This window comes from Streptomyces sp. NPDC001770, from assembly GCF_053596135.1.
Window position 1 is genome coordinate 1 of sequence record NZ_JBSFFN010000027.1, and the last position, 17,291, is coordinate 17,291.

Genomic DNA, 17,291 nt, shown 5'->3' on the forward strand with positions numbered 1-17,291 from the left:
GCGACCCTCGCCGCGGCGAACCTGGTCTTCCTGCTGCTGCTGGTCGGCGGCGGGGTGATCGTGCCGATGGAGAAGTTCCCGGACGCGGTGGCCGGGACACGGTCGTGTCCCGGCCTCCGCGCACGCGGGCTCGGATCGGCGCGAGGGTTCAGATCTCCCTCGCGGGCCAGTCCAGCAGCCGGGCACCGATGACCGCCGTCTGCAGGGTGTAGCGGTGCACCGGGTCGGCGAGGTCGGAGCCGGTCAGCTGGTGGATGCGCTCCAGCCGGTACGTCAGCGCCCGCACGCTCAGCGACAGCCGCCGGGCGGTCTCCGCCGCCACGCACCCCGACTCGAAGTACGCCGTGAGGGTCCGCAGCAGCGGTTCGGCCCCGCCCCGGGCCTTCTGGAGCGGGCCCAGCCGACTGCGCACCAGGTCCACCATGGCCTGCCGGTCCCGGGTCAGCACGGGGTAGACCAGCAGATCCGCCGCGTGCAGCACCGGTTCGTCGAGCGCCAGCCGCTCGGCGAGCTCATGGGCTTCGAGCGCCTCGTCGTACGACTGCACGACACCGCCCGGACCGTGGTGGGGACGGCCGATGGAGGCCCGTCCGCCGCCGGTCGCCGCATGGGACTGCTGGGCGAAATAGAGGAGTACGTCCGGCCGGCTGCCCGGCGCGATGCAGATCAGACGGCCGTCCTTCGTCGTCAGCAGGATCTCCCGCCCGCCGAACCGGGCCAGCATCGCCGCCTCCACGCTGCGCGGCACCGCGTCCGTCTCGGTGTACACCTCCGGGCCCACGGCCACAGCGACCGCGTGCGCCCGCGACAGATGCAGCCCGAACCGGCTGGACCGCTCCGCGAGGCGGCCGAGGTCGCTGCGCCCGTAGAGCAGATCGTCGATGAACTCGCGGCGAGCCGCCTCCTCGCGGCGCACCGTCATCCGCTGCGCCCCCTCGAAGCCTTCCGCGAAGGCGTCCACCGCCTGCTCCACCGCGTGGAGCACGGCGTCCGTCGAGCCCGCGCCGCCCCGGGCCGCCGCGCACGGCCAGTGCGCGCGGGTCTGCGCGAGGTGGAGGGCGATCAGTCCGCGCAGCTGGAGCCCGGCCTCCGCGGCCTCCCGGCCCAGCTCACGGCGCTCCTCCAGCTCCTTGTGCGTCAACCGCCTTCCGGTTGAGCCCACTTCCTCCAGGACCTGAACGTAGTTTCCCAGTACCTCGACGGGTATGCGCGCTTCCGCCATCACCCTTCCCCTCCCCATGGTTCCCGTACGTATATGTAGCGCACATCCGTCCGTGCCACGGCCCGGCAACCCCCTTGCCCCAGGACTGCCGGAATCCGGCAGTGCGCGAAGTCCCCTCCGGATGGCACGATCCGTGCAGCACCACACGGGGGATCGACCACCTCATTGACGGTGCTCTGACGGGGGATCAGCGGGGGAAGCACGGGGGGAATCGGGGGAACGGCCCGGCGACGGGTCCCGGCGACGGGGCTCGTACCGGGTTCCCGCTCCCTCCGCATCCTTTCCTCCCCGGCCCCGGCCCTGAGTTCGGCACACGGATCACCGAGTCCCGTACCGACCCGACAGGAGCAAGGCATGCTGGGTTTCGTGTCCTCTCTCCCCCAGCAACCGCAGCGCCCCCAACGCCCGCCGGTCTCCGGCCACATGGTCGTCTGCGGTGACGACGCGCTCGCCCGGCGACTCGCCGTGGAACTGCGGTACGTCTACGGGGAACGCGTCACCCTGATCCTCCCGCCCGGCCCGGACGCCGCCCAGCCGGACCTCCCGCTGAACCAGCGGGCCCGCGCCTCCGCCCTGTTCGGCCGGATGTCCGCGGCGATGAGCCGCACCGGCACGGGTACCGCTCCCCTGGACGGCGTCGGGTCCGGCGACAGCGACACCAACGCCGGGGTGGATCCCGTCGTCATCATGGAGTCGGCGGAACCCTCCGACGACGTCCTGGAGGAGGCCGGTGTCGGCCGGGCCGCCGCCCTCGCCCTCGTCTACGAGGACGACGAGCGCAACATCCGGGCCGCGCTCACCGCCCGCCGCCTCAACCCCCGTCTGCGCCTGGTGATCCGCCTCTACAACCGCAAGCTCGGCGTCCACCTGGAGACCCTCCTCGACCAGGCGGCGGCCTTCGCCGTGCCCGGACTCGATCCGGCCGCGCTGGACGCCAGCACCACCGTCCTCTCCGACGCCGACACCGTGGCACCGGCTCTGGCCGCCACCGCGCTGACCGGCAGCAGCAAGGTCGTCGAGGCGGAGGGGCTGCTGCTGCGCGCGGCCGAACGCACCCCGCCCGGCCCCGGTGAGCGGGCCGACCCGGGACTCTGCACCCTGGCGCTCCTCTCCTCCACCACCGTCGACCCGGCCGGCGCCGAGGGCTCCGACAGCAGCGGCGACGAAGGACCGCGGCTGCTGCCCGACGAACGCTCCGTGGCAGCGGCGACCGGGCGCGGCACCATCGTCCTGGAGACCGTCAGCAGGTCGGTCCCGGACCGGCCCGCAACCCGGATGGGCGGCAGGGGCGCCCCGCTGAGCCAGGTGTTCTCGCGGCGGCTGCGCTGGTCGGCCCTGGGCGTCGCGGCGGCCGTGGTCGCCCTGGCGGTGGCCTCGGTCCGGACGACCGGCGACAGCGCCCCGCACTCGGTCTACCTGACCCTGCTCGACCTCTTCGCCATGGGGGACCCGGCGGAGGACACCGCACCCTCCGCCCGCAAGATCATCCAGCTGCTGTCCGGGGTGGCCGGACTCCTGCTGCTGCCGCTGCTGATCGCGGCGGTCCTGGAGGCCTTCGGCACCCTGCGCACCGCCTCCTCGCTCCGCCGCCCGCCGCGCGGCCTCTCCGGCCACGTGGTCCTGCTCGGCCTGGGCAAGATCGGTACGCGCGTCCTCGTACGCCTCCGCGAGCTCGGCATCCCCGTGGTCGTCGTCGAGGAGGACCCGAACGCCCGGGGCATCCCGCTGGCCCGCTCCCTGCACGTGCCGACCGTCATCGGCGACGTCACCCAGGAAGGCGTGCTGGAGGCGGCGAAGATCAGCCGGGCCCGCGCGCTGCTCGCCCTGACCAGCATCGACACCACCAACCTCGAAGCGACGCTCTACGCCCGGTCGATCAAGCCCGACCTGCGGGTGGCCCTCCGGCTCTACGACGACGACTTCGCGACCGTCGTCTACCGCACCCTGCGCACCGCCCACCCGGGAGCCACCACCCGCTCCCGGTCGGTGACCCATCTGGCCGCCCCCTCCTTCGCCGTGGCGATGATGGGACGGCAGATCCTCGGCGCCGTCCCGGTCGAGCGGAAGGTGATGCTCTTCGCCGCCCTGGTGGTGGGGGGACACCCGCAACTGGAGGGTCATACCGTCGCGCAGGCGTTCCGGGCCGGCGCCTGGCGGGTGCTGGCCCTGGACACCACCCCGCCCGACGACCGGGCACCCGATTCCGCCGCACCCCTTTACGGCGCCGGGAGCCGGCAGCGCATCTCGGGGCTGATCTGGGACCTGCCGGACGGGTACGTGCTCAAGGCCGAGGACCGCGTGGTGATCGCCGCGACCCGGCGCGGACTCGCCGAGCTGCTGCGCAGGCAGCGTGCGGCCTCCGGGCGGCGCTGAGGCGGCGGTGGGTCCGGTGGGGAGCGTTTCACGTGAAACGCTCCCCACCGGACGGCGCTCCACGCGGGGGCCGGCCTCTCCCCGGCCGGTTCGGCCTCACCCGTTCCGCCTCACCGTTCGGCCTCACCCGTTCGACCTCACCCGTTCGACCTCACCCGTTCGACCTCACCCGTTCGGCCCAAGAACGCTCCCCGTCGAAATTCCCGTCATGCGGTAATGGGCCGTGTTGTCCCCCGAATGGCAGGACCGCGAGAGAGGGAGAAGCACATGCCCGTCTGCACCACGCGTGACGGAGTCGAGATCTTCTACAAGGACTGGGGCCGAGGGCGGCCCGTGGTCTTCATCCACGGGTGGCCGCTCAACGGCGACGCCTGGCAGGACCAGCTCAAGGCCGTCGCGGACGCCGGCTACCGGGGCATCGCGCACGACCGCCGGGGCCACGGCCGGTCCACTCCGGTGTGGGACGGCTACGACTTCGACACCTTCGCCGACGACCTCGACGACCTGATCACCCAGCTCGACCTGCGGGACGTCACCCTGGTCGCACACTCCATGGGAGGCGGCGAACTGGCCCGGTACATCGGCCGGCACGGCACCGAGCGGATCAGGTCCGCCGTCCTGCTCTCCGCGATCCCCCCGCTGATGCTCCAGGGACCGGAGAACCCGGAGGGCGTGCCGCAGAGCGTCTTCGACGGCATCAAGAAGGGCATCCTGACGGAGCGCTCGCAGTTCTGGAAGGACACCGCGGTCGGCTTCCACTCCGCCAACCGCGAGGGCAACAAGGTCACCCAGGGCAACAAGGACGCGTTCTGGTACATGGCCATGGCCGAGACCATCGAGGGCGGGGTCGCCTGCGTCGACGCCTTCGCCTCCACGGACTTCCACGAGGACCTGAAGAAGTTCGACGTCCCCACCCTCGTCGTGCACGGGGACGACGACCAGGTCGTGCCGATCGACGCCACCGGCCGCAAGACCGCGAAGCTGGTGAAGGACGCCACGCTGAAGGTCTACGAGGGCGGCTCGCACGGCATCGCGCTGGTGCCGGGCGACAAGGAGAAGTTCAACAAGGACCTGCTGGACTTCCTCAAGAAGTGACCACGGAGCGACCGGTGCCGGGCGCCGCACCCCCACGCGCCGCCCGGCCCACGCCCCGGCGGACCGGGGCCCCTACCGCAGCGTCCCCATGGCCTCCCGGACCTCGTCCAGGGTGCGTTCGGCGATCGCACCGGCGCGATCGTTCCCGGCGCGCAGCACGGAGCGTACGTACCCCAGGTCCCGCGCGTACTCCGCGCGGCGGGCCCGGACGGGCGCCAGCCGGGTGTTGACGGCCTCCGTCACGGTCCGCTTGAGCACGGCCGCCCCGCCGTCCCCGATCGCCTCGGCGACCTCGTACGGGTCACGGTCCTGGCAGAGCGCGGCGAGCAGCACGAGGTTGGAGACGGCGGGCCGGTTCTCGGGGTCGTAGGAGATGCGCCGCTCGGCGTCGGTCCTCGCGCCCTTGACCAGCCGGGCGGTCTCGTCGGCGGTCGCGCCGAGGGCGATGGCGTTGCCGCGGCTCTTGCTCATCTTGCCGCCGTCGGTGCCGAGCAGCAGCGGGGCGGCGGAGAGCAGCGCCTCGGGCTGCGGGAAGACCGGTGCGTACCGCTCGTTGAAGCGGCGGGCGACGGTCCGGGTGAGCTCCAGGTGCGGCAGCTGGTCCTGGCCCACCGGGACGAGGTTGCCCTTGCAGAAGAGGATGTCGGCGGCCTGATGGACCGGATACGTGTACATCAGACCGCTGACGGCCGCCTGGCGGGAGTGGGCGATCTCGTCCTTGACGGTGGGGTTGCGGCCCAGTTCGGCCACCGAGACCAGACTGAGGAAGGGCAGCAGCAGCTGGTTCAGGGCAGGTACCGCACTGTGGTTGAAGATCGTCGAACGCGCGGGGTCGATGCCGATGGCCAGGTAGTCGAGGATCAGCCCCTCCATCGTCCCGGCGAGCCGGTCGACCACGTCCCGGTCGGTCAGCGCCTGGTAGTCGGGGATCAGCACGAAGACCTCCACGCCCAGGTCCTGGAGCCGGACCCGGTTGTGGAGGGTGCCGAAGTAGTGCCCGAGGTGGAGGGGGCCGGTCGGCCGGTCCCCGGTCATCACCCGGAAGCGGCCCGGCTCCGCGGCGAGCTCCCGCTCCAGCTCGGCGCTGCGCCTGCGGGCGGTGGCGACGGTGGACGCGGCGAGCGGGGACGCGGCGGTGAGCGGAGCGGCGTCCGGGGCGGTGGTCGGGGTCGGCGGAGCCGTGGGAGGCGTGGTCATGGGATCTCTCCTCGCGAGGTGTGGCTGCGTGGAGGACGGCCCCGCCGGTGGAGCTGATCCGTGTCCGTCTCCCCGTCGCGCGCGTCTCGGGCGCCGTACGCGGGAACGGAGGAGGGCCGTCCGTGTCGAACGGCCCTGGTTCCGTGCGGAAGGGGTGCCGCTCCTAGGAGGAGCGCCACCAGTTCCGGCACGGTACGGAGGTCATGGGGCGAGTGTAACGCGCACCTTTCAGCCCGCACCCGGGATCGGCGGCGCCCGCAGCACCCGGAAAACCGGTGGCGGCACGCGCACCCACCCCTCCAACAATGGCCGTATGAACAGGACTTCGCAGGCCCGGTCGTTCGACCTCGCCGCCGCCACGTACGCCGCGAACCGCCCCTCCTACCCTCCGGAACTGCTGGACGCGGTCGAGGAGCTCGGCGGCCGCCCGGTCGAGGGCGCCGCCGTCGCCGACATCGGGGCCGGTACGGGGCTGGCGACGGCGCTCCTGCGGGACCGCGGTGCGCGGGTCCTCGCGGTCGAGCCCGGCGCCGGGATGGCCTCGGAGTTCCGCCGCCGGCTGGCCGGGGTCCCGCTGGTGCTCGGGGACGGCGACCGGCTGCCCCTGGCCGGTGCGTCCCTCGACTTCCTCACCTACGCCCAGTCGTGGCACTGGACCGATCCGCGGGCCTCCGTCCCGGAAGCGCTGCGCGTACTGCGCCCCGGCGGCGCCCTCGCGCTCTGGTGGAACGACTCGGACGCCGCAGTCCCCTGGATCGCCGCCCAGGACGCACGTCTGCGCCGGCTCTTCGGTGCCGCGGACCGCCCTCACGACCCCCGGGCCCGCTTCCGCGGGCTGCCTGCCGGGCTCGACTTCGTCCACCGGCAGATCGCCTGGTCCCGGCGCGTTCCCCTCGGCACACACCTGGCCAACGTCGCCACCTACTCCGACTTCCTGGTCCTCGGCGCGGAGGGGACGGCCGCCTTCCTCGCCGAGGAGCGCGGCCACCTGTCCGCCGCCTTCCCGGACGGGACGGTCGAGGAGCGGTACCTGGTCAGCCTGGCCGTCGCCCGCCGCTGACGCGGGGGGCCGCGGCTCCCTCGCGGGCCGGGTCCTACTTGTGGGCGTGGTCCCCCACGTAGAACAGCAGGTAGACGAAGCCCGCGAAGGCGTGGGTGGCGAAGACGTACACGAAGACGCGCAGCGCGACGCCGCGCTCCTTCCAGCTCTCGCTCTCGCTCACGGCCGCTCTCCCTCGTCCCGCACGCGCTCGGACGCGCCCCGCCCACCGGCCCCGGCGACAGCGCGTTTCCCCCAGAGTACGCACCGGGCCGCCGCCCGCCCGGAGGTCCCAGAACCCCCTGCGGACCCCCCGCACCACCCGCGATCACCTCCCCGTTCCCTCAGGGGCAACGGGTGGTGCACGGGCGGAATAGCCAGTGGGGGGTCCCCGTTGTAGGGTGGGACCAGTTAGTTCAAGCTTCAACAATATTGAAGCGGCCACAGCACAGGAGGCGGACGTCATGCAGTTCGGGATCTTCACCGTCGGGGACGTCACCACCGACCCGACGACCGGCCGGACGCCGTCCGAGAACGAGCGGATCAAGGCCACCCTCGCCATCGCGCAGAAGGCCGAAGAGGTCGGCCTGGACGTCTTCGCGACCGGCGAGCACCACAACCCGCCGTTCGTCCCGTCGTCGCCGACCACGACGCTCGCCTACATCGCCGCCCGCACCGAGAGGCTCATCCTCTCGACCTCCACCACGCTGATCACGACGAACGACCCGGTGAAGATCGCCGAGGACTACGCCACGCTCCAGCACCTCGCGGACGGCCGCGTCGACCTGATGATGGGCCGCGGCAACACCGGCCCGGTCTACCCGTGGTTCGGCAAGGACATCCGCCAGGGCGTCCCGCTCGCCATCGAGAACTACGCCCTGCTGCACAAGCTGTGGCGCGAGGACGTCGTGGACTGGGAGGGGAAGTTCCGCACGCCGCTGCAGTCCTTCACCGCCACCCCGCGCCCGCTCGACGGCGTGCCGCCGTTCGTCTGGCACGGATCGATCCGCTCCCCCGAGATCGCCGAGCAGGCCGCGTTCTACGGAGACGGCTTCTTCCACAACAACATCTTCTGGCCGATGTCCCACACCAAGAAGATGGTCGAGCTGTACCGCCAGCGGTACGCCCACTACGGCCACGGCACCGCCGACCAGGCCATCGTCGGACTCGGCGGCCAGGTGTTCATGGCCAAGAACTCGCAGGACGCCGTCAAGCAGTTCCGCCCGTACTTCGACAACGCCCCGGTCTACGGCCACGGCCCGACGCTGGAGGACTTCACCCGCGAGACGCCGCTGACCGTCGGCTCCCCGCAGGAGGTCATCGAGCGCACCCTGTCGTTCCGTGACGCCGTCGGCGACTACCAGCGCCAGCTGTTCCTGATGGACCACGCCGGGCTCCCGCTCAAGACGGTCCTGGAGCAGCTCGACATCCTGGGCGAGGAGGTCGTCCCGGTGCTCCGCAAGGAGTTCGCCGCCCTGCGTCCCGCCGGGGTGCCGGAATCCGCCCCCGTCCACCCCGCCGTCACCGCCGCCCGCGACGCCTCGAAGGAGGTCTGACCGTCATGACCGCACCCGTAGGCACCACCGCCTTCTCCACCGCCCCGCTCAGGATCGTCGCCGTGTCGGCCGGGCTGAGCCAGCCGTCCTCGACCCGGATGCTGGCCGACCGGCTGGCGTCGGCCACCCGGGAGCAGCTGGAGACCGGACAGGACCGCCGGGTCGAGGTCCGCGCGATCGACCTGCGCGACCTGGCCGTCGACATCGCGAAGAACCTGATCACCGGGTTCCCGTCGGCCGCCCTGCGGGACGCCGTCGACGCGGTGGCCGAGGCGGACGGGCTGATCGCGGTGACCCCGGTCTTCAGCGCCTCGTACAGCGGTCTGTTCAAGTCCTTCTTCGACCTGATCGAGAACACCGCGCTGACCGGGAAGCCGGTCGTGATCGCCGCGACCGGTGGCTCGGCCCGGCACTCGCTGGTCCTGGAGCACGCCATGCGCCCGCTCTTCGCGTACCTGCGGGCCGTGACCGTACCGACGTCCGTGTACGCGGCGTCGGAGGACTGGGGTTCGTCCGGCGACGAGTACACCGACGGCCTGCCGTCCCGCATCCGGCGGGCCGGTGGCGAGCTGGCCTCGGCGGTCCTGGGGCGTACGGTCTCCGGCGCCTCCCGGACGCTGGGCCTGGACGACGGGCTGGACGCGATCGTGCCGTTCGCCCAGCAGCTCGCCGACCTGCGGCTCGACTGACCGGCGCCCCGCCGTACGGACACGCGCGGCGGGGCGGCCCGACCCCGATGTCCCGAATGTCCGGTCTACTTGGAGTGGACCGGACAGCGGACCGGGCATCGGATCGAACGGGACCCCAGCGGGAGGCAGAACATGGGCAGGATCGTCGTAGGCGTGGACGGCTCGGCGTCGTCGGTCAAGGCACTGCACTGGGCGGTGCGCCAGGGCGACCTCACCGGCGACACCGTCGAAGCCGTCAACAGCTGGGAGTACCCCGCCACCAGCTGGGCGTCGATGATGCCGGGCATGCCGGAGGACTTCGACCCGCAGGCCCTGGCGACGGTCTCCCTCACCGAGGCGCTGGAGGAGGCCCTCGGCGCGGAGCGCGCGGCGGGGATCAGCAAGATCGTGGTGATCGGCAACCCGGCGCAGAACCTCATCGACCGCGCCGAGGGAGCGAACCTGCTGGTGGTCGGTGCGCGGGGGTACAGCGGCTTCAAGGCGACCCTGCTGGGATCGGTCAGCCTCCACGTCACCCAGAACGCCCCCTGCCCGGTGACGGTCGTACGCGACTGAACGCCCGGCCCGACGGCGGTGAGCGCGGTTCCCGCAGGGGCCGCCCTCACCGCCGTCGGCACGTTCAGGCCCCGCTCACTTCGCGTCGGCACTTCGCGTCGGCCCGCTCACTTCGCGTCGGCCCCGCCCACTTCCGGTCGGCCCCCTCACTTCCGGTTGTACAGCCGCATCGTGACCGGGCCGAACACCGCCACCAGCAGCGCCGACCACCCCAGCGACCAGAGAACGGCCGCCGCCGGCCAGTGGCCCGCCATCAGCTCCCGTACGGCCGTCGCCACGTGGGTCACCGGGTTGTTGTTCACGAAGGCCTGGAGCCAGCCCGGCATCGTGCTCGGATCGACGAACACGTTGCTGAGGAAGGTCAGCGGGAAGATCACCATCATGCTGACGCCCATCACCGACTTCTCGGTGCGCAGCAGCAGCCCGAACATCGTCCACACCCACGAGAAGGCGAAGGCGAAGACCAGCACCAGCGCGACCCCGGCCAGCACGCCGGGCACGCCTCCGCCGGGCCGGTAGCCGATGATCACGCCGACCGTGAGCATCACCGCCGAGGCCAGCAGATAGCGCAGCACATCGCCCAGCAGATAGCCGACCATCGGCGCGGGACGCCAGATCGGCAGGGTGCGGAACCGGTCGAAGACACCCTTGACGATGTCGGTGTTGACCGAGACCCCGGTGTACATCGTGATCATCACGACGCTCATCACCAGGATGCCCGGCAGCAGAAACTGGATGTACGCCCCGGTGGACCCGGCGAGCGCCCCGCCGAAGAGGTACGTGTACATCAGCACGAGCATGACCGGGAACGCGGTCACGTCGAAGAGCTGCTCCGGCACGTGCTTGATCTTCAGGACCGCGCGCCACCCGAAGGTGAGGGAGACGGAGAGCGCGCCCGGCCGGGGCGGGCGCTCGCCGGAGACCAGCAGCGCCGCGAGGCGCTCCGCGTCCGGCAGCGAGAAGTCGTCGGCCTCGGCGCCCGGCCCGGTGGTCGTCGGAGTCGTGGTGGCCGTCATGCCGCCGTTCCCTTCCGGTCCGTGAGGGCGAGGAAGACCTCGTCGAGGCTGGGCTGGCCCAGCGCGAAGTTGTCCACGGTGATGCCGGCCCGGGCGAGCTCCGCCAGGGCCCGCGCGGCCCGCTCGGCCGCCCCCCGCTCGGAGCCCGAGCCGTCGACCCGGGCGGTCAGCGCCAACGGGTCGGGGTCCGGTTGCACCACGGCGTCGAGCGTGCGGACCAGCACCCGCTCGGCCTCCGGCCGCTGCGCGGCGTCCCGCAGCCGCAGGTGGACCGTCCCCGAGCCCACCGACGCCTTCAGCTCCCCCTTGGTGCCCTCGGCGATCACCCGGCCGTGGTCGATCACCGCGATGCGGGACGCCAGCCGGTCGGCCTCGTCCAGGTACTGCGTCGTCAGCATCACGGTAGTGCCCTGGGCGACGACCGCCCGGACGATGTCCCACACCTGGTTGCGGCTGCGCGGGTCGAGGCCGGTGGTCGGTTCGTCGAGGAAGAGCAGGCGCGGGGTGTTCAGGATGGACGCGGCGATGTCGATCCGGCGCCGCATCCCGCCCGAGTAGTTCTTGACCTGCTTCCCGGCGGCAGGGCCCAGCCCGAAGCCTTCGAGCAGTCGCGCGGCGCGCGAGCGGGCGGCGGACCGGGAGTGGCCGAGCAGCCGGGCCAGGAGCACCAGGTTCTCCGTACCGGTGAGGTCCTCGTCGACCGAGGCGTACTGCCCGGTGAGGCTGACCAGGCCGCGCACCGCGTCGGCCTCCCGCACCACGTCGTGGCCGAAGACGCGCGCGCTGCCGCCGTCCGGTCGCAGCAGGGTCGCCAGCATCCGGACGGCGGTGGTCTTCCCGGCGCCGTTGGGGCCGAGGATTCCGTAGACGGTTCCGGTGGGGACGACGAGATCGACACCGTCCACGGCACGGTTCTCACCGAAGGCCTTCACCAGTCCGGTCGTCTCGACGGCCGGTTCGGCGCCCACCCGCACCTCCCCCGGGCAGCGGCCGGTCGGTGATCCGGTGGGCGGTCCTGTCCGTCGCCCGGTAGATCGTCCCGCCGGTGGTCCGGTCGGTGGTCCGTTCCTCGGGCCAGTCCTCCCGCGAGTAGAAGAAGTAGTACGTGGCGAGCGCCACCGGGATACCGACCGCCAGGCCGAGGATGGTCGAGCGGAGCACGCTGGTGTCGGTCAGACTCACCAGGAACCCGATCGCGCACGCCGTCAGCGCTCCGTAGGCCGCCGCCCGTGCCTCGCGCGGGATCGCGTACTCGAACCGGGCCAGCGCGTAGCAGAGCACGGCGAACGCCACCCCGGCGGCGAAGCCCAGTGCCACCTGACCGCCCGTGCTGGGGCCGCCGTCCCGCCGGATGAACGCCGCGTAGAAGCCGTAGATGACGCCGAGGAGCAGGGGCACCGCCCACACCATCGCGGTGTGACGGTGGACCGGTGTCCTGGCCTGCGATGCCCGGGACCTCGACCCGGGCATGGCTGCGTGTGTGGCCATGGTGGAGAGCTCCTTCCGTCGCCCCCGTTCACTCCAGCGCACACCCGGCCGCGCCGCCCGGCAACTCGAATGGACGACGGCTCGGGGCGCGACCACGGCCGCCGGGATTCCCTGAGGAGATGCGGACCTCTCTCTCGGTGCCCCTGTCGGCCGTGCTGCTCGTCGTGCTCGCCGTCCTGGTGCCGCTGAGCGCGCTCTCCGCCTGGGTCGACCTGGAGGTCGACGACACCGACCGGTACGTGGCCGCCGTCTCCCCGCTCTCCTCCGACCCCGCCGTGCGCGAGACCGTCGCCGACCTCATCACCGACGAGGCGATGCGGCGGATCGACCTCGGTGAGCTCCAGGAGACGATGCGGGACTTCCTGCACCAGGGCGTCCTCTCCTTCACGACGACGGACGCCTTCCGTGCCGCGTGGGACGCGGCGAACCGCACCGCGCACACCTCGATCACGGCCGCGCTCGACGGGGACTCCGGCGAGTCGGTGACCATCGACCTGGCCCCCGTGATCGAGCAGGTGAAGAAGGAGCTGGAGGTGAGCGGGGTGCCCTTCGCCGACCAGATCCCGGTCGAGCGCACCGAACTCACCGTCCTCTCCGGGGACCGGGCCGACCATGTGCGCGAGACGTTCGGATGGCTGCGGTACGCCAGCGTCTGGCCGGCCGTGGCGACCGTGGTCCTCCTCGTCCTGGTGGTGGGGCTGTCGACGGTCCGGGGCGGGCGGCGGGCCGGGCTTTTCGCCACCGCCGTCGTGGGCGGCGGACTCGTCCTGGGTGCCGTCGTGCTGCGGGTGCTGCTCGCCGTCGGCCGCGCGCAGGTGCTGGACGCGGTGCCTACGAGCGACCGGGACGGCGCGGCGGCGATCTCCGACGCGCTAACCGCCTCGCTGCGCACCACGGTCTGGTGGGTCCTCGGGGTGGGCACCGTCCTGCTGGTGGCCGGAGCCGTCGCCCGGTACCTGCTGACCGCGCGCCGCCCGGGGTGACGCGGCGGCGGTCGTTTTCGGGCGGGACGGTCGTTCGGGCGGGACGGTCCTTCGGGCGGGGCGGTCCTTCGCGCGAGCCGGGCCGCCTCCGACGTGCGGGGCGGAACGGGCCGGGCGAGAGTGGGAGCCTGAACGGTTGGGGCGACTGGAGGTTGCCGTATGCGAGCCATCGCCGTCACCGCGCTCCACGGGGAGCCCGCACTCGTCGAACTCCCCAAACCCGGTCCGGAACCGGGCGAGGTGCGGGTGCGGATCGAGTACGCGGCCCTCAACCCGTACGACTGGCAGCGCGCCGACGACCCGGCGGCGGCCGGCACGGCACCCGGGGGCCTCCCGCACATCCTCGGCGTGGACTTCGCCGGGCGGGTGGACATGATCGGCCGGGGCCCCAGCCGGTTCCGGGTGGGCGACCCGGTGTTCGGCCGGGTCACCGCCCCGCTGCCCGGCGGGGGCGCCTTCGCCGAGTACGTCTCGGTCCACCAGGACTCGCCGATCGCCCCGGTCCCCACCGGCCTGTCGCTCAAGGTCGCCGCCGCACTGCCGACCGCCGCGACCGCCGCCTGCCAGATCCTGGCCGCCACCGGCGCCGGTGAGGGCGAGTCCCTGCTGATCGTCGGGGCGGCGGGCGGCGTCGGCAGCTACCTCACCCAGCTCGCCTCCGCCCGGGGCGTCCGGGTGCTCGCCGCCGTACGCGGCGACGAGAGCCGCAGGATGGCGATCCTCGGGGCCTCCCGCACCCTCGACGTCTCCGCGGGACCGGAAGCGCTCCCCGCCGCCGTGCGGGAGCTCTGCCCGCAGGGGGTTGACGCCCTCGCCGACCTCGTCTCCGAGACCCCGGACGCCTTCGCCGAGCACGCCGCCCTCGTCCGGGACGGCGGCATCGCGCTCACCACCCGGGGCGCCGGGGGCACCCGTGCCCCGCACACCGGACCGCTCCCCGTCGACTTCCGGCTCGCGCCGACCGCACTGCTGCTCGACGCCCTCGCGACGGCGGTGACCAGCGGGGCGTTCGTCGTCCCCATCGACCTCGAACTGCCCCTGGAGAAGGCCCCCGAGGCGCTCGCGCAGAACCGCGCGGGCGGCGCCCGGGGCAAGACGGTCTTCGCCCTGAGGCCCTGCGGCGCCGCCGGACACCACGCCCCGTGACCCGCGCCGCCCCCGCCCCGGCACCGGCCGGCCCGCTCCCGCCCGCTCCGGCCCACTCCGCCCGGCGCGCCCCGGCCCGCCACGAACGCCCCCGCCGCCACGGCCCGCACCGAAGGAAGGAACTCCCATGTCCGACAGCGACATCCTCACCAACATCGACGAACTCGTCGCCGAGGAACGGTCCCTGCGCGACCGGTCCACCGCAGCCCTCGGCCTGTCCGCCGAGGAGAAGGCCAGGTTGCGTACGGTGGAGGTCCAACTGGACCAGTGCTGGGACTTGCTGAGGCAGCGCCGCGCGCTGAGCGAGTACGGCGAGGACCCCTCGTCGGCCCGGGTCCGCCCGGCCGACGAAGTGGAGGGGTACCAGGGCTGAAGCTGTCCCCCAGGCAGCATCCGGCAGACCCGCGAGGAGAGTGAGCCGTGGCCACGGCCGATATGGGCACCGGAAGGCGACGCGTGACGCCGCCGCCCTGGCTGACGAGCGGACTCCGCCCCCAGTCCACCCCCATCCCCTGGGCGGCCGTGCTGCGCGCCTCCGTCGCCATGGCCGCACCGCTCGCCGTCGGCTTCGCCGTCGACCGGCCCGCCTACGGGGCACTCGTCTCCATGGGGGCGCTCTCCGGTGTCATCGGCGACACCGCCGACGCCTACCGGATGCGCATCTACAACATCGCCGTGCCGCAGCTCTTCGGCGCCGTCGGCGTCACCCTCGGCTCGCTCGTGTACGGAACCGGCTGGGCCTCCGTCGGCGTGCTCACCGCCGTCGCGCTGGTCTCCGGAATGATGTCCACGATCGGCGCCGTGGCCTCCGTCTCCGGCCTGCTGCTCCTGCTCAACTCCGTGGTCGGCGCGGGACTCCCGATGCCCGACCCCTGGTGGGTCGCCCCGGTACTGCTCGCGTTCGGCGGGCTGGTGGTGCTGGCGCTCGCCCTGCTCTCGTGGCCGTTCCGCCGCCGGCTCCCCGAACGCTCCGCGGTCGCCCGCACCTACCGCGCGGTCGCCGCCCTGCTCGCAGCCGCCGGGACCCCCGCGTACGAACTGCACCGCCAGGACGTCACCGAACGCCTCAACACCTCCTACGACCTGATCCTCGCCCGCCGGGCCCGCTACCACGGCCGCAGCCCCGCCATGGTGGAGACGCTCTCCCAGCTCAACGTGGTGATCCCGCTCGTCGAGGCGGCGCCCGCCGCGCACGGGGAGGGACGCCGGCTGCCCGAGGCCCTCCCGGCAGCGGTACGCGCACTCGCCGACGACGTCGAACGCGGCCGCACCGGACGCCCCACCCCCGACCTGCCCCCGCCCGACTCGCCCGCCACCCGTGCCGTGGACACCGCGCTGCGCCACACGGCCACCGTCGTGCACCGGGGCGACCCCGCCCCGTACAACGTGGACGACCGGCTCGGCCGGCCCGCCGCCCTGCGCGTCCGCGTCCGGCGGGCCCTGCGGTCCGTACTGCTCTCCGAGGCGTCCTGGCGCTACGGGCTGCGCCTCGCCCTCTGCATCGGGCTGGCCCAGGCACTGACCTCGCTGATCCCCGTGGAACGCTCGTACTGGGTGGCGCTCACCGTGACCTTCGTCCTCAAGCCGGACTACGGCTCGGTGTTCTCCCGCGCGGTACTGCGGGCCGTGGGCACCACCGCCGGGCTGCTCGTCGCCGCTCCCGTGCTGGCGGAGGTGCCTTCCGGCTGGTGGTTCGTCCCGGCGATGGTGGTCCTCGCCGCGCTGATCCCGGCGCTGACGGCGAAGGGGTACGCGTTCCAGACCGCCGCCGTCACCCCGCCCATCCTGCTGCTCTCCGACCTCCTCAACCACCAGGGCGTGAACCTGGTCCAGCCGCGCTTCCTCGACAGCCTGCTCGGCTGCGCGATCGTGCTGGTGGCCGGCTATCTGCTCTGGCCGGAGAGCTGGCACACCCGCGTCGGCGACCGGCTCGCGGACGCCGTGGAGGACACCGCCGACTACATCGCCTACGCCTTCGACCTGACCAGCGAACACGACCGGGCCGAGCGGGTCCGCGCGCGCCGGAAGCTCTACCGCGACCTGTCGGCGGTGCGCTCCGAGTTCCAGCGCGCCCTCACCGAACCGCCGCCCGTGGGCACCCGCGCGGCGGCCTGGTGGCCACTGGTGGTCGCCGTCGAGCGGATCGTCGATGCGGCAACAGCCGCCCGGGTACGGCTGAATTACGGAGCGCCCCCGCCGGAGCCCGGCGAAGCCGTCATGATCGAGGGCCAGTTGCGCGAGCTCGCGGCAGGGATCCGGTCCAGCGAGACCCTGGTGGGGGTACGGTCCGACCTCACCGGCATCGAGGAAAGCGTCCTCGGCCCGCTCAGCCAGGAGGTCGCGGCCGCCCGCGCCATCGCCTCGCCGCAGCCATGACGGCGTTTCACGTGAAACACGGAGCGTGAGCGGCAGTTACGCAACGGAGCATCCGCGCGCACCGCACCGCCGTATCCACGTGCACCGCACCGGAGCGTCCACGCGCCGCTCAGCCGCGCCCCTTCCGCACCACTCAACGGGGACCGGGCTCCCGGCCCTCCCGGCCACCCTGGAGCCGCTCCATCTCACGCCGGTCGCGCTTCGTGGGACGGCCGGCTCCCCGGTCGCGGACCGGCACCTGGAGCGCCAGTTCACGCGGCGGCGGAGGCGGGCTGCTGTCGACGAAGCACTCCACGGCCACCGGTGCGCCGACGCGCTTCTTCACGATCTTCGACACGGTGACGATCCGGTCCCGGCCCTCGTGCCGCAGCCGCACCTCGTCGCCGACCCGCACGGACTGGGCGGGCTTGGCGCGTTCACCCGCGACCTTGACGTGTCCCGCCCGGCAGGCGGCCGCCGCCTGTGCCCGGGTCTTCGTCAGCCGCACCGACCAGATCCACACGTCGACCCGGACGCTGCCTGCCGCCTGCGGAGCCTCACCGGAAACCGAAACCAT

General features: G+C 73.0%; 16 protein-coding genes and 2 pseudogenes. 11 read left to right on the top strand and 7 right to left on the bottom strand.

Features of this window, described 5'->3' with window-relative positions:
* A pseudogene (locus tag ACWCSV_RS22820) lies at positions 1 to 192 on the top strand (hypothetical protein); the annotation flags it as partial.
* Here ACWCSV_RS22820 and ACWCSV_RS22825 read toward each other — a convergent pair.
* On the bottom strand, positions 149 to 1,222 hold the full coding sequence (locus tag ACWCSV_RS22825) for a PucR family transcriptional regulator (RefSeq protein ID WP_451144996.1): 1,074 nt from the start codon (positions 1,220 to 1,222) through the stop codon (positions 149 to 151). The pseudogene ACWCSV_RS22820 and the gene ACWCSV_RS22825 overlap by 44 nt on opposite strands.
* Before the next feature lie 354 nt (positions 1,223 to 1,576).
* Between ACWCSV_RS22825 and ACWCSV_RS22830 the strand changes: the two genes are divergently transcribed.
* Positions 1,577 to 3,595 carry an NAD-binding protein gene (locus ACWCSV_RS22830; protein WP_451144998.1) on the top strand — a complete coding sequence of 673 codons (2,019 nt, stop codon included), beginning with the start codon at positions 1,577 to 1,579 and terminating at the stop codon, positions 3,593 to 3,595.
* 267 nt (positions 3,596 to 3,862) lie between these two features.
* Positions 3,863 to 4,690, top strand: coding sequence for an alpha/beta fold hydrolase (locus ACWCSV_RS22835; protein ID WP_451145000.1), 828 nt, complete (start codon positions 3,863 to 3,865; stop codon positions 4,688 to 4,690).
* Positions 4,691 to 4,762: 72 nt separating this feature from the next.
* On the opposite strand, the gene trpS is transcribed toward ACWCSV_RS22835, so the two are convergent.
* Positions 4,763 to 5,887: a tryptophan--tRNA ligase gene (trpS, locus tag ACWCSV_RS22840; protein ID WP_451145002.1), complete on the bottom strand. Its 1,125-nt coding sequence runs from the start codon at positions 5,885 to 5,887 to the stop codon at positions 4,763 to 4,765.
* A gap of 313 nt (positions 5,888 to 6,200) precedes the next feature.
* On the opposite strand from trpS, the gene ACWCSV_RS22845 reads away from it, so the two are divergent.
* The gene (locus ACWCSV_RS22845) at positions 6,201 to 6,947 is read left to right on the top strand and encodes a class I SAM-dependent methyltransferase (RefSeq protein ID WP_451145004.1); all 747 of its coding nucleotides are present in this window, start codon (positions 6,201 to 6,203) and stop codon (positions 6,945 to 6,947) included.
* Positions 6,948 to 6,981: 34 nt separating this feature from the next.
* On the opposite strand, the gene ACWCSV_RS22850 is transcribed toward ACWCSV_RS22845, so the two are convergent.
* Entirely contained in the window at positions 6,982 to 7,110 is a 129-nt protein-coding gene (locus ACWCSV_RS22850; protein WP_358761443.1) for a DUF6126 family protein, read from the bottom strand.
* A gap of 280 nt (positions 7,111 to 7,390) precedes the next feature.
* Between ACWCSV_RS22850 and ACWCSV_RS22855 the strand changes: the two genes are divergently transcribed.
* The 3 genes from ACWCSV_RS22855 (at position 7,391) to ACWCSV_RS22865 (ending at position 9,726) form a co-directional block, all read left to right on the top strand.
* Positions 7,391 to 8,482: an LLM class flavin-dependent oxidoreductase gene (locus ACWCSV_RS22855; RefSeq protein WP_451145007.1), complete on the top strand. Its 1,092-nt coding sequence runs from the start codon at positions 7,391 to 7,393 to the stop codon at positions 8,480 to 8,482.
* Between the two features lie 5 nt (positions 8,483 to 8,487).
* A complete protein-coding gene (locus tag ACWCSV_RS22860; protein WP_451145009.1) occupies positions 8,488 to 9,171 on the top strand; it encodes an FMN reductase in 684 nt (227 codons plus the stop codon).
* Between the two features lie 132 nt (positions 9,172 to 9,303).
* Positions 9,304 to 9,726: a universal stress protein gene (locus ACWCSV_RS22865; RefSeq protein WP_451145011.1), complete on the top strand. Its 423-nt coding sequence runs from the start codon at positions 9,304 to 9,306 to the stop codon at positions 9,724 to 9,726.
* A 146-nt stretch (positions 9,727 to 9,872) separates the two neighbouring features.
* On the opposite strand, the gene ACWCSV_RS22870 is transcribed toward ACWCSV_RS22865, so the two are convergent.
* From ACWCSV_RS22870 to ACWCSV_RS22880, 3 genes and pseudogenes are all read right to left on the bottom strand, one after another.
* Positions 9,873 to 10,742 carry an ABC transporter permease gene (locus tag ACWCSV_RS22870; RefSeq protein ID WP_451145013.1) on the bottom strand — a complete coding sequence of 290 codons (870 nt, stop codon included), beginning with the start codon at positions 10,740 to 10,742 and terminating at the stop codon, positions 9,873 to 9,875.
* Entirely contained in the window at positions 10,739 to 11,710 is a 972-nt protein-coding gene (locus tag ACWCSV_RS22875) for an ATP-binding cassette domain-containing protein (protein WP_451145015.1), read from the bottom strand. The genes ACWCSV_RS22870 and ACWCSV_RS22875 overlap by 4 nt, the downstream gene beginning before the upstream one ends.
* A 112-nt stretch (positions 11,711 to 11,822) precedes the next feature.
* A pseudogene (locus ACWCSV_RS22880) lies at positions 11,823 to 12,230 on the bottom strand (hypothetical protein); the annotation flags it as partial.
* A 119-nt stretch (positions 12,231 to 12,349) separates the two neighbouring features.
* Here ACWCSV_RS22880 and ACWCSV_RS22885 point away from each other — a divergent pair.
* The 4 genes from ACWCSV_RS22885 (at position 12,350) to ACWCSV_RS22900 (ending at position 16,735) form a co-directional block, all read left to right on the top strand.
* Positions 12,350 to 13,213: a hypothetical protein gene (locus tag ACWCSV_RS22885; protein ID WP_451145017.1), complete on the top strand. Its 864-nt coding sequence runs from the start codon at positions 12,350 to 12,352 to the stop codon at positions 13,211 to 13,213.
* Positions 13,214 to 13,372: 159 nt separating this feature from the next.
* Positions 13,373 to 14,359 (top strand): alcohol dehydrogenase catalytic domain-containing protein, encoded by a 987-nt coding sequence (locus tag ACWCSV_RS22890; RefSeq protein WP_451145019.1) that lies wholly within the window; start codon positions 13,373 to 13,375, stop codon positions 14,357 to 14,359.
* A 127-nt stretch (positions 14,360 to 14,486) separates the two neighbouring features.
* Positions 14,487 to 14,732 carry a DUF2630 family protein gene (locus ACWCSV_RS22895; RefSeq protein WP_450770018.1) on the top strand — a complete coding sequence of 82 codons (246 nt, stop codon included), beginning with the start codon at positions 14,487 to 14,489 and terminating at the stop codon, positions 14,730 to 14,732.
* Between the two features lie 62 nt (positions 14,733 to 14,794).
* On the top strand, positions 14,795 to 16,735 hold the full coding sequence (locus ACWCSV_RS22900) for an FUSC family protein (RefSeq protein WP_451145172.1): 1,941 nt from the start codon (positions 14,795 to 14,797) through the stop codon (positions 16,733 to 16,735).
* A gap of 133 nt (positions 16,736 to 16,868) precedes the next feature.
* Here ACWCSV_RS22900 and ACWCSV_RS22905 read toward each other — a convergent pair whose 3' ends face one another.
* A complete protein-coding gene (locus tag ACWCSV_RS22905; RefSeq protein WP_451145021.1) occupies positions 16,869 to 17,291 on the bottom strand; it encodes an RNA-binding S4 domain-containing protein in 423 nt (140 codons plus the stop codon).

Coding starts and splice junctions, on each gene's coding strand:
- ACWCSV_RS22825 (WP_451144996.1), bottom strand. CDS start 1,222: ATGGCGGAAGCGCGCATACCCGTCGAGGTACTGGGAAACTACGTTCAG.
- ACWCSV_RS22830 (WP_451144998.1), top strand. CDS start 1,577: ATGCTGGGTTTCGTGTCCTCTCTCCCCCAGCAACCGCAGCGCCCCCAA.
- ACWCSV_RS22835 (WP_451145000.1), top strand. CDS start 3,863: ATGCCCGTCTGCACCACGCGTGACGGAGTCGAGATCTTCTACAAGGAC.
- trpS (WP_451145002.1), bottom strand. CDS start 5,887: ATGACCACGCCTCCCACGGCTCCGCCGACCCCGACCACCGCCCCGGAC.
- ACWCSV_RS22845 (WP_451145004.1), top strand. CDS start 6,201: ATGAACAGGACTTCGCAGGCCCGGTCGTTCGACCTCGCCGCCGCCACG.
- ACWCSV_RS22855 (WP_451145007.1), top strand. CDS start 7,391: ATGCAGTTCGGGATCTTCACCGTCGGGGACGTCACCACCGACCCGACG.
- ACWCSV_RS22860 (WP_451145009.1), top strand. CDS start 8,488: ATGACCGCACCCGTAGGCACCACCGCCTTCTCCACCGCCCCGCTCAGG.
- ACWCSV_RS22865 (WP_451145011.1), top strand. CDS start 9,304: ATGGGCAGGATCGTCGTAGGCGTGGACGGCTCGGCGTCGTCGGTCAAG.
- ACWCSV_RS22870 (WP_451145013.1), bottom strand. CDS start 10,742: ATGACGGCCACCACGACTCCGACGACCACCGGGCCGGGCGCCGAGGCC.
- ACWCSV_RS22885 (WP_451145017.1), top strand. CDS start 12,350: ATGCGGACCTCTCTCTCGGTGCCCCTGTCGGCCGTGCTGCTCGTCGTG.
- ACWCSV_RS22890 (WP_451145019.1), top strand. CDS start 13,373: ATGCGAGCCATCGCCGTCACCGCGCTCCACGGGGAGCCCGCACTCGTC.
- ACWCSV_RS22895 (WP_450770018.1), top strand. CDS start 14,487: ATGTCCGACAGCGACATCCTCACCAACATCGACGAACTCGTCGCCGAG.
- ACWCSV_RS22900 (WP_451145172.1), top strand. CDS start 14,795: ATGGGCACCGGAAGGCGACGCGTGACGCCGCCGCCCTGGCTGACGAGC.
- ACWCSV_RS22905 (WP_451145021.1), bottom strand. CDS start 17,291: ATGGTTTCGGTTTCCGGTGAGGCTCCGCAGGCGGCAGGCAGCGTCCGG.